12 protein-coding genes are annotated in these 12,648 nt (G+C 70.1%); 8 read left to right on the top strand and 4 right to left on the bottom strand.

The features are described from left to right. Window positions 1-1,356: MinD/ParA family ATP-binding protein (locus tag G406_RS0139180; protein WP_084216738.1), on the top strand; the 1,356-nt coding region annotated here is incomplete at its 5' end. A gap of 91 nt (window positions 1,357-1,447) precedes the next feature. Here the strand turns inward: G406_RS0139180 and G406_RS0139175 are convergent. After that, the gene (locus G406_RS0139175; RefSeq protein WP_028938086.1) at window positions 1,448-2,302 is read right to left on the bottom strand and encodes an MBL fold metallo-hydrolase; all 855 of its coding nucleotides are present in this window, start codon (window positions 2,300-2,302) and stop codon (window positions 1,448-1,450) included. A gap of 71 nt (window positions 2,303-2,373) precedes the next feature. On the opposite strand from G406_RS0139175, the gene G406_RS0139170 reads away from it, so the two are divergent. Continuing rightward, window positions 2,374-2,793 carry a MarR family winged helix-turn-helix transcriptional regulator gene (locus G406_RS0139170; RefSeq protein WP_028938085.1) on the top strand — a complete coding sequence of 140 codons (420 nt, stop codon included), beginning with the start codon at window positions 2,374-2,376 and terminating at the stop codon, window positions 2,791-2,793. 107 nt (window positions 2,794-2,900) lie between these two features. Here G406_RS0139170 and G406_RS52630 read toward each other — a convergent pair whose 3' ends face one another. Both G406_RS52630 and G406_RS0139160 read right to left on the bottom strand, forming a co-directional pair. Further along, on the bottom strand, window positions 2,901-3,791 hold the full coding sequence (locus G406_RS52630; protein ID WP_037080948.1) for a DMT family transporter: 891 nt from the start codon (window positions 3,789-3,791) through the stop codon (window positions 2,901-2,903). A gap of 4 nt (window positions 3,792-3,795) precedes the next feature. Then, complete coding sequence (locus G406_RS0139160; RefSeq protein ID WP_028938084.1) at window positions 3,796-4,602, bottom strand: AraC family transcriptional regulator; 807 nt, start codon at window positions 4,600-4,602, stop codon at window positions 3,796-3,798. 58 nt (window positions 4,603-4,660) lie between these two features. Here G406_RS0139160 and G406_RS0139155 point away from each other — a divergent pair, with 58 nt between their 5' ends. The 6 genes from G406_RS0139155 to G406_RS0139130 all read left to right on the top strand — a co-directional run bounded on the left by G406_RS0139155 (window position 4,661) and on the right by G406_RS0139130 (window position 11,350). Further along, window positions 4,661-5,497: a helix-turn-helix domain-containing protein gene (locus G406_RS0139155; protein WP_028938083.1), complete on the top strand. Its 837-nt coding sequence runs from the start codon at window positions 4,661-4,663 to the stop codon at window positions 5,495-5,497. A gap of 13 nt (window positions 5,498-5,510) precedes the next feature. Beyond that, a complete protein-coding gene (locus G406_RS0139150) occupies window positions 5,511-5,711 on the top strand; it encodes a DUF397 domain-containing protein (RefSeq protein WP_028938082.1) in 201 nt (66 codons plus the stop codon). 88 nt (window positions 5,712-5,799) lie between these two features. Next, the gene (locus tag G406_RS0139145) at window positions 5,800-6,132 is read left to right on the top strand and encodes a hypothetical protein (RefSeq protein WP_028938081.1); all 333 of its coding nucleotides are present in this window, start codon (window positions 5,800-5,802) and stop codon (window positions 6,130-6,132) included. Beyond that, window positions 6,132-7,772 carry an alpha/beta hydrolase gene (locus G406_RS55025; RefSeq protein ID WP_051343292.1) on the top strand — a complete coding sequence of 547 codons (1,641 nt, stop codon included), beginning with the start codon at window positions 6,132-6,134 and terminating at the stop codon, window positions 7,770-7,772. The genes G406_RS0139145 and G406_RS55025 overlap by 1 nt, the downstream gene beginning before the upstream one ends. Continuing rightward, window positions 7,772-8,359 (top strand): LppA family lipoprotein, encoded by a 588-nt coding sequence (locus G406_RS52620; protein ID WP_051343291.1) that lies wholly within the window; start codon window positions 7,772-7,774, stop codon window positions 8,357-8,359. Before G406_RS55025 ends, G406_RS52620 begins: the two co-directional genes overlap by 1 nt. 78 nt (window positions 8,360-8,437) lie before the next feature. Next, a complete protein-coding gene (locus G406_RS0139130; protein ID WP_028938080.1) occupies window positions 8,438-11,350 on the top strand; it encodes a hypothetical protein in 2,913 nt (970 codons plus the stop codon). Here G406_RS0139130 and G406_RS0139125 read toward each other — a convergent pair. Further along, window positions 11,333-12,643 carry an MFS transporter gene (locus G406_RS0139125; protein ID WP_051343290.1) on the bottom strand — a complete coding sequence of 437 codons (1,311 nt, stop codon included), beginning with the start codon at window positions 12,641-12,643 and terminating at the stop codon, window positions 11,333-11,335. The genes G406_RS0139130 and G406_RS0139125 overlap by 18 nt on opposite strands. Between the last annotated feature and the right edge of the window lie 5 nt (window positions 12,644-12,648).

Raw genomic sequence — 12,648 nt, 5'->3', positions numbered from 1 at the left:
CCGCCCGACCGCACCGCCCACACCGACGGCTCCGCCGCACCCGCCGGATGGAACACCCTCGCCCCGTCGGCAAGCGCAACCCCACGAGAAGGCTGGATCCCGCTGGCGGCACCGCCCTACGGCACCGTCCCCGCCGCGCCGCCTCCTCGATCACCGGGTGCCTGGGCGCCACAGGCGCCGCCACCGCCGCCACCGTGGGCCTCCAGCGCGCCGGGACCGAGGTGGGGTGCTCCGACCGAAGCACCATGGCCGCCGGCTCCGGAACGACCGCCCGTTCCGTCCGGCACGGATGGCAACGTCGTCGGGCTGGAACAGCCCGCGCAGTGGGGTCACATCCCCGCGCCGTCCGGGCCTCGGCAACAGGCCCCCGAACCGGCACCGGCGGTCCGGCCGGTCGAGCAGCGTCCGGCGGAACCCGAGGTGCGGGAGCTGCCGAGCCGTCGCCGGATCACCGCCGACGCCATCAGCCACGAGCGGATCCTCGGGCCGGACCAGGTCGTGCCAAGGCATGGTTGGCGCGCCCGGGTGCACGCCGCGACCGGGGGCCGGTTGAACGTCGGTCCGGGCGCGGGCGAACGGCGCTACCAGGAGCTGCTCGACCGGGTGCGCCGACCGCTGCACGGTTCGAGCCAGATCGCGATCAGCTCGATCAAGGGCGGGGTCGGCAAGACCACGGTCGCCGCGTGCCTGGGTCTGCTCATGGCCGAGTACCGGGGCGACGGTGTGGTCGCGCTGGACGCCGATCCCGACGCCGGGACCCTGGCCGACCGGCTGACCGGCGAGCCGACCCGCACGGTGCGTGATCTCCTCGGCAACCTGGACACGATCGGCTCGCTCAGTGATTTCAGCGAGTTCACGACGCTGGCCGGGCGGCTGCGGGTGCTGGCGGGCGAGCAGGATCCGGCGATGGGCGAGGCGTTCCGCCGCGACGAGTACGAGCAGGTCTGCCAGACCCTGACCCGCTACTTCCCCATCGTCATCACCGACTCGGGCACCGGCATGGTGCACGACGTCATGCGCGGAATCCTCACCTCGGCGGACCGGCTGGTCGTCGTCGGCTCACTCACCGTCGACGGTGCGAGCCGGGCCAGCAAGACGCTCGACTGGCTGCTCGCGCACGGCCACGAGCAGCTGGCCGACGAGGCGATCCTGGTGTTGTGCAGCGACCGAGGCAGTGCCCGGGTCGACCGCCGGCAGCTGCGTGACCACTTCAACCTGCGCTGCAACGACGTCATCGAAATCCCCGCCGACGAACACCTCTACTCAGGCGGAAAAATCGAGGCGTCCCTGCTCGCCCCGTCGACCCGAGAGGCGTTCCTGAACCTGGCTGCGGTGGTCGCCGACGGCTTCCGCTGACCCGCGTCCCATGATCACCACCGCCTGAGGGCTGTTCTGTCGCGCGAAAACAGCCCTCAGACGGTGGTGATCATGGGGCTGGCGCCGGTAGTCAGATCGGCTGCCAAGCGGGGGTCGTGTCGGTGACCCGGCCGAAGACGGCGTCGGCGAAGTGGATGCCGTAGCCGAGGGTGTCGGGTTTGCGCAGCTCGGCGACCAGGCGGTGACGGAACTGGGCGGACTGGGCCATGTCGACGTCCACCGCGGCGGACCAGTCGGGGTGGTCGACCTGGATCGCGCAGTGCAGCGCGTCGCCGAGGACGATCAGCCGCTGGTCGCCCGAGGTGATCACGTAGGACGTGTGGCCCGCAGTGTGGCCGGGGGTGAGCATCGCGGTCACACCGGGCCAGATCTCCTGCCCGTCGGTGACCGTGCGGGCGCGCGGGGCTAGCGCGTCGACCATTTCCTCGGTCAGGCCGTCGCGGGTCGCCCATTCCGGCGAGGTCAGGACGTAGTCGGCGCCGGTGAACGCCGGCCGGTCGCTGCCGGGCTCGGGGTGCCAGGCCCAGCCGATGTGGTCGGGGTGCAGGTGGGTGATCGCCACCGTCTCGATCTCCGACGGCGCGCGCCCGACCTTCGCCAGGTTGTCCAGCAGCGCTCCGCCGTGGCCCGCGCCGACCGGGCTGTCCGGTTCCGCGGTGATGGTCTCCGGACCGAGCCCGGCGTCGATCAGCAGCGCTCGGCCGTCGCGCTCCACGAGCAGGCCGCCGATGCTGGCGACCAGGTTCCCCGACTCGCTCAGGTACTCGGGATGCGCGCGCCACACCTCGTCGGTCGTGTCCGGCAGCCAGCGGCGCGGGACCAGCTCCACGACACCGTCCGGGACGTAGGTGAGGGTGGTGTCGCCCAGGGTCAGCGTCTGGAGCCCGGCCGGCCGCCGCAGCCGGTCGTTCTGGAAGGTCGTCATGCGGGTCACGTTATGCTTCTAGCTTGAATGATTCAAGCTAGAAGTTTTAGAAACGCGGTTAAGCTGGAGGTATGACCGCCACCGAGCCCCAGGTTGTCGCAGAGCGCCAGCTCTGCGGGCTGGTCAACGACCTCTCCCGACAGATCGCCGACCACGTCCGCGAGCGCGCGGTCACGCTCGGCCTCACCGCACCCCAGGCGACCGCGTTGCGTGAGCTCACCGGTCCGATGACCATGAAGGACCTCGCCGACCGAATGAGCTGCGAGCCGTCCAACGCGACGTTCATCATCGACAAGCTGGAGCAGCAGGGTCTGCTGACCAGGCAGCCACATCCCGGCGACCGGCGCGCGAAGCAGCTGGTTCTCACCGACAAGGGCACCGAACTGCGCGGACGCCTCCTGGAGCTGCTCCAGCAGCAGTCACCGCTCGCCGGGCTCAGCCAGGAGGAGCAGGCAACCCTCCAGGAGCTGCTGCTGCGCGCTGTTCAATGACCCCGTCACGTAACAAAGCCCCGGCCGGCGAGGTAACCGGACGGGGCTTCGCTACATTCCCGAACTGACGCGCCGCTCCCACCACGAAGCGACTTCCTTAAGTTAGCCTACCCTTGCTTGACGCGCAAGCGCCCTGATCGACTCGATGCTGTGGCCAGCACGGATCCGCCCAGGATTAGCCCGAACGAGGCAACGATGGTCGCGGTCAACGGTTCCCCGAGGACCAGCACGCCCGCCGCGACCGCCACCGCCGGGTTGATGTAGGTGAAGACCATCGCCCGTGCCGTGCCCACCTCCCGGATCAACGCGAAGAACGCCACGAACGCCAACGCCGTGCAGACCACCGCCAGCACGAGGACCGACGCCACGACCTCGGCGGACGGCCACCGGGTCGGCCAGGTCAGGACCGCGGCGGGTGTGTAGACCAGCGCGGCGAACCCGAGGCACACGGTGGTCATCACGAAGTTCGGCACCTCGGCGAGCTTGCGGGCCGCGATGATCGGCGCGATCGCATAACCGACGACCACCAGGAGCATCTCGCCGACCGCCAGCGCGCTGTCTCCGTGCACAGCGGGCGCGGCGAGCACGACCACGCCGACCGCCCCGATGACCAGCCCCGCCCACCGCGTCCGGCTCAGCTGCTCCGAGTCCGGGAACAACCTGCTGATCAGCACTCCCACGATCGGCACGGCGGCGATGATCAGCCCGGCGAGTGAGCTGGTCAGGTGCCGTTCGGCGTCGGAAAGCAGGTACCACGGCCCGATGATCTCCAGCGCGGCGAACCCGAGCAGCGGCAGCCAGTGCCGGCGCACCACGTCGCGCGCCGCCGTCCAGCCGACGCGCGCGGCCAGCGGCACCAGCAGCAGTGCCCCGATGCCGGTCCGCAGGAACACCAGCATCGGCACGGACAGCTCCCGCACCGCCACCTTGATGAACAGATAGTTGATGCCCCACGCCAGACACATCGCCGCGAACAGCAGCCAGCCACGCCTACTCACCCGGTCAGGATGACGCGGAGCGCCGCCGCACGTCTTGAACGCTGTTGCGGTACGCGGCGGGCGTCACCATCAGAACCCGCCGGAACCACCGCGTCAGGTGCGCCTGATCCGCGAACCCGACCTCGGTGGCGACCTCGGCGGGCCGCCCACCGCGCTCCAGCAGCGTCCGCGCCCTGGCCACCCGATGCTGCGCCAGCCACGCGTACGGGGGCATGCCGACCTCGTCGGTGAAGGCACGCAGCAGCTGGTAGCGGGACAGTCCGTGCTCGGCGGCCAGTTCGGCGAGCGTCGGCGGTTCGAGCAGACCGTCGGCCAGCCGGGCCATCACCGCGGCGGCGAGGCCCCGACGAGCGCGCACGGCGGCCCTGGGTCCGGACGCGTGCCGGGCAACGAGGTCACCGAACACCGCGACGAGCTGTGACTCCCCTTCCAGGCCGTCGCCGCCCGCACCGAGCATCCGGTGCGCGTCGGCGAGCCGCCGAGCGAGGTCCGGGTCGTACACGACCGGCTGCGCGAAGTGCGCCTCGCCCACCAGCGACGTCGCCGGATACATGACCCGGTAGGTGAAGCAGTCGACCTCGGCCGGACCGCCCGTGTGGGCCTCGCCCGGTTCGAGCACGACGACGCTGCCCGGACCGGAGTAGTGCACGCCGCCCCGGTAGGAGATCGCCTCCAGCCCACCGGTGCACGTGCCGATCGCGTACTCGCCGTGGCTGTGCCGTGCGAAGTCCCGTACGACCTTGGCGTGCAGCAGGTCCAGCGACGGTCCGGCGGGCACCGAGACCCTCGACCACACCGCCCAGTCCTTCACTGGTCAACCATAAAGCCGGGGATCCCGCCGGCGTCATCCCTTCTGCCAAGATGCCGAAATGGGGGGAACCGCACGCGGCAAGCGCCGCCAGCTGGGCAGACGGCTGAAAGTGCTGCGCAACCAGATGGGCCTGACGACCGACGAGGTCGCCATCCGGATGGAGATGTCGAGCAGCGCGCTCAACCGCGTCGAGCTGGGTGGGCCGATCAACATCCACGCGCTGCGCAGCCTGCTCGACCTTTTCGGCGTGACGTACGACCGCTGGCCCGAGTTCGAGAACATGCTCCGAGCGGGAGCCGAGCGGGGTTGGTGGCACGCGTTCGGCCTCAAGGACAAGGGCTACGTCCCGTTGGAAGCGGACGCCACGCTCGTCCGTGAGTACAACCCGATCGCCCTGCCCGGACTCCTCCAGACCTCGGACTACGCGAAGGCGCTGTTCACTGGGTCCGGCGAGCTCCGCAGCGACGAGCGGTTACGCAATGACATCGCGGTGCGCATGATCCGACAGAAGCGGCTGACCTCGACGGACGATCCGATCGAGTTGATCTCGGTGATCCCGGAATCGTTGCTTCATCAGCGGATCGGCAGTCTGAAGCTGATGGACAAGCAACTCGCTCACCTGATCAAGCTCGCCGCGCTCGACACGGTCACGTTGCAGGTGATTCCCAGCGAGGTCGGCGCACATCCTGCGATGTCCGGCATGTTCATCCTGCTCAGCTTCGACGACCTCGGTGAACCCGACGTCGTCTATGTCGAGCATGCGGTCGGCGCGGTCAATTCGGACAAGGAGGCTCTAGTCGAAGGCGCTACACTCAAGTTCGAGCAGCTGCGGGCGGTGGCGCTGAGTCCAGAGGACTCGATTGCGCTGATCCGCAAGATTGCAGAACAGCCATGATCGGAGAGACCTCGTGGACCTCACCGGCGCCCGGTGGCGCAAGAGCAGCTTCAGCGGCAGTAATGGCGCATCCGACGGCTGCATCGAGGTCGCGTTCCTGACCGGCGGCCAGGTCGCGCTGCGCGACTCGAAGGACCTCGCGCTCACCCCGCACGTCTACGACACCGCCGAGTGGCACCGGTTCGTCGCGGGTGTGCGCGCCGGCGATTTCTGATCGCACCCGGTTTCGCCGTTCCGCCCCACCCGATCGTTCGACCTGGCCATACTCGGCTGACGCTCGCCGAGCCGATCAGGAGAACGACGTGGATTTCGCTACGACGCCGGACGCGCTGAGGGCCTCCGGTAGCGCGGCAGCCGAAGCGGTGACGGCGTTGCGTGGCGCGGACTGCTGGAGCCCCGTCGCGCAGGTCGCCGCCGCGCTCCCCGGAGCGACCGCCGCAAGCGCCGCCGGTGCCTATGTGAGCGCATGGACCACCTACTTCACCGGCTGGTGCAGCACCGCCGAGCAGCACGCCCGCTCGCTGGGTGCCTCGGCAGAGGCCTATCTCGCCACCGAGCAGCGCAACACCACCGCGCTCACCGGGGATCCCCAGGTGAGCCGTGAACTCAACGCGATCACCCGGGCGCTGGGCTGATGCCCACCCTCGGCGAGGTCAAGCGCTGGAACGCCGGCGTTCTCGACCAGATCGCCACCACCCTGCGGCAACGCCAGCAGATGCTGGTCCACTCCGGCGACGCGTTCACCAGAGCGCTGCCGGTGCCGGGCTGGTCCGGGCAGGCAGCAGATCAGGCCTCGGCGCAGCACAAGACCCTCACCACGTGGCTCGACCAGGCCGTCGGCGGGGTCGCCATCGTCGGCAAGTCGCTCGCACAGGCCTCCGATGCCATCCCGGCCGTGCAGACCGCGATCGGCAACGCCGAGGAACTGGCAGCCAGGTACGGCTTCCTGGTCGGCGAGGACGGCATGATCAGCGACCGCTACGCGGGAACCGTCGTCCCGCCGGAGCTGCACCCCGAGGACCGGCTCCGGATCCACCGTCAGATCGCCGACGAGATCGCCCAGGCCCTGCGCACCGCCACCGACATCGACAACGACCTGGCCTCGGTGTTCCAGCGAGCCCAACGTGGTGACTTCGGTGCCGACGCGGCCGGCCCCACCGAGGCAGCGGCGGCCGGTACGGCGGACCCCGGTCTGACCCTCCCCGACCCGCCACCCGCCGGCACCCCCGCGCAGAACGCGGGCTGGTGGGCGTCGCTGTCCCCCGCCGGGCAGGCCATCCTGGCGAAGCAGAACCCGGCCTGGCTCGGCAACCTCGACGGCATCCCCGCCGCCACCCGAACCGCGATCAACCAGAACCGGATCGGCCTGGAGACAACCGCCCTGACCGCGCAGCTCAACGACGCCACGGCGCGCAACGACACCAGCGCCGTCAACACCCTCCAGGCGAAACTCGACTCGGTGAAGGCCGTCGAGTCGACCATGAGGCTCCCGGGCCGCCAGCTGCTGACGTTGGACACCACTGGTAAGCGAGCCAAGGCAGTGGTCGCTGTTGGCGATGTGGACAGGGCCGAACACGTTGCGGTGTTCACTCCTGGCCTCACCAGCACGGTGGACGGTTCGTTGGAGGGCTACGACCGGAACATGTACGACCTCCAGCGGAAGGCCCAGAACCTCGCCGACAACCACGGCGACGGCGGCAAGGTGGCAACCGTGACGTGGATCGGATACGACGCGCCGCAGCTCGCCGGTCTGGTCAACGGGGAGGATTCGGTAGCGTCCGATCATCTCGCCCAGGTCGGCGCACCCAAACTGACCAGCTTCCTCAACGGCGTCGGCGCGACGCACGACGTTGCTGACCGGCCACTGCACCTCACCGCACTCGGACATTCCTACGGCAGCCTCACGACAGGAGTCGCTCTGCATCAGGACACACCGGTCAAGGACGCCGTCGTCTTCGGCTCGCCAGGCATGGATGCCGAGCAACGCTCCGACCTGCACGTTCCCCAGGGCCACCTCTACGCGGAATGGGCGAACGGCGACCCGGTGCCATTGCTGAACTCGAACTTCGGTGTCTCGCCCTACGAATGGGGAGCCCCGTCGGATCCGCTGAAAGACGTCCACGAGCTGGCGACCGGGGACGCCGTCGATGTCGATGGCAAGCCACTCACCGCCGTGTACGGACACACCGATTACCTGGAAGAACGCAGTACCAGCCAGTACAACATGGGTGTGATCGTCGCCGGTCGCCCTGACCTACGGATCAAGGACGACTGATGCGTTTCCGGGCCACGACCCGAGCCCTGTGTGCGCTGGCCGTCGTGTCCGCGACCCTGACCACCTCGTGCAGTCTGCTGGAATCCGAGGCCACCGTGAAGCAACGCCAGTTCGCCACACTCATGCAACGCCCCGACCTCGACCAGGCCATCTCCCACTACGGGGAGATGCTGACGACGATCCGCACCCAGCTGAGCATGACATTCCCCAGGTTCTCCTGGTCGGTGCGTCAGCAGGAGGGCCGCGCGGGATGCGGCGCGGATTTCGACGAGGTGAACCGTCGCCTCTCGGCCCATGACGCGCAGACTGCTGGTCTACCCACCTGGGCCTCGAAAGGCGGGTTCACGGATGAAGAGTGGGCGCGGGCGGTGGCGATCGTCGGCGACATCGCGCGCCGCTACGGGTTCGACGTCCCACAGCTCACGGTCGACCGCCCCGGTGATCACAGCATCGAGCTGAGCGACAGGTACAAGGCCAGCTTCACGTTCAGTTCGGCGGTCAACACCTCGTTGCTGCTCATCACCGGCTGTCATCTCACTCCCGAAGCTAAGCGGCGCGGTGTTCCGGCGTCCGAAGCCACGTACTGAGAAGCGCCGGCACCGGATCTTGATCGGGCGGTAGGGCGCGGGCTATAACTTGGCCTGAGCGATGGCGAGAGGGGCGATTTGGCGCGGGTACCGCAGCGGGCACCGGAGGTCCTCAGCTTCTGGCGGGCCATCGAGGCGCTCGGTCCGCCCCGGCTGCCCGAGCGCGGCGCCGAGGAGCACGTGCTCGATCTCGGTCCCGACGATGTGGCCCCCTGGGATGACGCCGACCAGCCGAGCGGGCACTTCGTCGTGTACGGCGGCCTGTTCTCGTCGGCCAGGCTGGAGCAGCATCTGGCGGACGTCTTCGGGCCGGATCTGAGCTACCGGGACGTCGCACCGTCCGGTGACACCGCGCTGTTCGCGTTCACGCTGGACAGCTCCGGGCGGCTGGTCCCCGGTTCCGCAGCGCTGTCCGCCTGCGCCTGGGCCGTCGGCAGGACCGAGGCGCCCGGTCCGAACAAGCCGAACTGGCTGGACGGTCTGGAGAGCGACGAGCAGGGGTTCGCCCTGGTGCTCGACCGGCTCGCCAGCGGTGAGGCGCCGGGGCAGGTCGCGGGTGGTCCGGCGGTCGAGGCGGCTCGGACGTTCGCGCGCAGCCAGTCGCTGGTCGGTGAGCTGCAGGTCCGGGCGTTGCACCGGTTCGCCGACAATCTGGCCGACGCGCTCGGCGTGGCCGGATCGTTGCGGCCGTCGGGGGTGCGGGTGTTGCGCCACGACCGGCCGGCCACCAGGGGGCGGGCGCCGTTGAACAGCCCCGCGACGCCGGATCTGCGGTTGGTCGCTCGCGCGCTGCGGTCCGACGACATCGGGTCCGCGCTGGCCGACTACCTGACCGACAGCCACCAGATCGACACCGGACGGCGGGTCGACGTCCGCGACGCTGCCTCGCAGCTGCTGACCGCGGTCGAGCCGAAGCAGCTGTCCGCCGGTCGGTGGCCGAGTGACGCCGGTGCGCCGCTGTTGTTCGGGCAGCAGCTCGCGGCGAGCCAGATTCGCCGGGAGCTGCACCGCTCCGGCGGACTGTTCACGCTGCACGCACCGCCGGACACCGGAAGGGCGGCGGTGTTGCGTGAGGTGATCGCCGATGTCGTGGTCGAACGGGCGCGCCATCTCGCGGCGTTGAGCAGCCCTGAGGATGCGTTCACCGAGATCGCCGGTCGGGTCGATCTCGGTGACGGGACCACGACGGTACGGAAGGTCCGGCCGGTGCTGGCCGGTTCCGAGATCGTCCTCGCCGTCTCCGACGATGCGCCGACCCAGCACCTGACCGTCACAGCCGACCACGTTCTGGTCGCCGAGCTGCACGACACCACGGACTTCGTCACCCGGCTGTGGGTCGGCGAGAGTTCGGCGCCGGACTGGGCGAGCGCGGTCGCCGGGTTCACCTCGGCCGCCTACGAGGTCACCCGGCTGACCGAGCAGCGCCAGACCGTGGCCGAGGCGGTCGCCAACCTGGCGCGCTACCGGGTCGAGCTCGACGAGGCGACCCGCGAGGTCGCCGAAGCCGACCACGAATGCGCCGAGCTGGACAAGGTGACCGGTCAGCAGGCCGGTCCGCTGGCGCAGGCCGAAGCCCGGTGCGGCGAGCTCGACGAACAGAGCCGGGTGCACGCACGGCGTCGGCCCCTGCTGCGTGGACGTCAGCAGTGGGAGCAACGCGCCGGGCAGCTCGACCAGGAGCTCACCGCCGCGACGGAGGTGCGAGACGCACTGCGGCGCAAGGCCGAGCGGCATCAGGCCCGGCTGGGGCACGCACGCGGCGAACGCGACGAGTGCGAGTCCGACCGGGTGGCCGCCGAGCAGCGGCTGGAGCGCGCCGGGCTGCTCATCGAGGAGGCGCACGACGCCTGGCCGGGCGTCGTGCCGTCCGATCTCGACATGACCGGCGGCGAGCAGCTGTGCACGCCGTGGGCCGACCCCGAGTACACCGCGGCGCGCGAGCGGCTGACCGCGGAGGCGTTGCGGCTGCACGAGGCGTTCGCGCTGAACGCCGCGTCGAGGCTGCGCGCCAACCTGACCGTGGCCGCGCACGTCATCGAGCACGGCCTGCAGGTCGCGCCGGACGTTCTGCTCGCCGCGTGGCAGTCGCTCTTTCTGGTGGTGCCTGCCGTGTCGACGACGCTCGCCGCGATGCCGGCCCTGTTCGACGGGCTGGAGCGTGAGGCTCTGGGCTGGCTGTTCGTGGACAGTGCGGGTGAGCTCACGCCGCAACAGGTGGTCGGCGGCCTGTGGCGGTCCCGGCGAGCCGTGCTGGTGGGTGATCCGCGTCAGGACGAGCCGGCCCCGGCGCTGCCCGGCAAGACCGTCGACGTGCTGCGGCGTTGCTACCGGGTGTCCGAGCAGTGGACCGCGCGCGGGCTGTCGGCGCAGCGGGTCGCCGACCGGACGAGCCGGTTCGGCACGCTGCTGACCGGGTCGGACACCGAGCTCTGGGTGGGTACGCCGCTACGGGTCCGCCACCGGGTCGAGGAACCGCTGGTGGACCTCGGCAACCGCATCGCCTACGGCGGTGACCTGCTGGTACCCGACGTCGTGCGGCTGCCGGAGCTCGCCTGCGCCAGCCGGTGGATCGACGTGTCCGCGACCGAGTCGAGGGGCAACTGGGTGCCCGCCGAGGGTGAGGCGCTCGATGCTCTGCTGCGTGAGCTGATCGAGGAGCACAAGGTTCCGGCCGGCGACATCGCGGTCACCGGCCTGTTCGCCCAGGTCACCGATGGTGCTCGGCCGATCGTGCGTCAGTGGCTCGGCGACGGGAGCCCCGCCGACGGCCCGGTGGACGTGCTCGTCCTGGTCCTCGGCGGCGATCCGAACAGCTTCGGCGGCCGGGTGTGGGCAGCGACGACACCGAACCCGCTGGCCGTCGCCACGGCTCGCGCGACGCGGCGGCTGTACGTGATCGGCAACTGGGACAACTGGCACGAGCTACCGCACTTCGCGGTCCTCGCCGACGTCCTCGACCGCGAATCTCCCGACTCACTCAGTCGGCGATGACGCGTTTCTCGCACTCGAGGCCCGGCGCTTCAGCACCGACCGCAGGACCACGACGACGATCAGCACCGCGACGACCGAGGCCGCCCCGCCGACGACCGTGGGTGCACGGCCACCGAACTTCTCCCCGAGCAGACCCAGCAGCGGCGCGCCGACCGGCGTACCGCCCAGGAACACCAGCATGTAGAGGCCCATCACCCGGCCGCGCATCGACGGCGGGACGGTCAGCTGCACGCTCGAGTTCGCGGCGGTGGTGAACGCCAGCGCCGCCAGACCCGTCGGGACCAGCACGATCGCCGTGGTCAACAGGTTCGGCATGAGACCGGCGACGGTTTCCAGGACACCGAAGGCCAGCGCGGCGCCGATCACGACACGCAACCGGGGCCGTCCGATACGACGCGCACCGAAGCTCGCGCCGACCAGCGACCCGACCGCGACGACCGCGGTCAGCATGCCGTAGCTCTCCGGACCACCGTGGAACACGTTGCGCGCCAGCAGCGGCAGGGTCAGGTAGAAGTTGATGCCGAGCGTGGAGACGACGAAGACCAGCGCCAGCACGCCGATCAGTACCGGTTGCCCGGCGACGTACCGCAGCCCCTCGCGCAGCTGGCCGCGTCCCCTGGGCACCGGCGCCGAGCGGAACAGCGTCGCCGGGTTCATCGCCAGCAGCCCGCCGATCACCGCGACGAAACTGGCCGCGTTCAGCAGGAACACCCAGCCGGTGCCGACCGCGGCGATCAGCAGCCCGGCGACCGACGGTCCGACGAGGCGCGCGGTGTTGAACGTCATCGAGTTCAGCCCGACCGCGTTGCTCAGCTGGTCCGGCCCGACCAGCTCGGACGCGAACGCCTGCCGGGTCGGGGTGTCCAGCGCGGAGAAGCAGCCGAGGAGGAAACACAGCAGGTAGACGTGCCACAGGACGGCGAGGTGGGTGACGTCCAGCAGACCGAGCGCCAGCGCGCACAGGCCCATGCCCGCCTGGACGACGAGCAGCATGCGGCGCTTGTCGTAGCGGTCGGCGAGGACGCCGCCCCACAGCGACAGCAGCAGGGTGGGGGTGAACTGCAGCGCGCTTGCCACGCCGAGCGCGACCGGGCTGCCGTGCGACAGGTCCAGGACCAGCCAGTCCTGCGCGATGCGCTGCATCCAGGTGCCGACGAGCGACACGACCTGGCCGCTCGCGAAATAGCGGTAGTTCCGCACTCGCAGCGACGCGAACATGCTGGGTCTGACCGGATCCGGGGGTACGGATGAGCTGCTCGGGGTGTTCGTGTTCTCGTTCAGCAGCTCAGTCACGTCGG

The organism is Actinospineispora spinosispora DSM 44797 (genome assembly GCF_000429025.1).
In the GTDB taxonomy this organism is placed as follows: Bacteria; Actinomycetota; Actinomycetes; order Mycobacteriales; family Pseudonocardiaceae; genus Pseudonocardia; species Pseudonocardia spinosispora.
This window is presented reverse-complemented; position numbering and strand designations above follow the sequence as displayed.

Coding starts and splice junctions, on each gene's coding strand:
- G406_RS0139175 (WP_028938086.1), bottom strand. CDS start 2,302: ATGACGACCTTCCAGAACGACCGGCTGCGGCGGCCGGCCGGGCTCCAG.
- G406_RS0139170 (WP_028938085.1), top strand. CDS start 2,374: ATGACCGCCACCGAGCCCCAGGTTGTCGCAGAGCGCCAGCTCTGCGGG.
- G406_RS0139155 (WP_028938083.1), top strand. CDS start 4,661: ATGGGGGGAACCGCACGCGGCAAGCGCCGCCAGCTGGGCAGACGGCTG.
- G406_RS55025 (WP_051343292.1), top strand. CDS start 6,132: ATGCCCACCCTCGGCGAGGTCAAGCGCTGGAACGCCGGCGTTCTCGAC.
- G406_RS52620 (WP_051343291.1), top strand. CDS start 7,772: ATGCGTTTCCGGGCCACGACCCGAGCCCTGTGTGCGCTGGCCGTCGTG.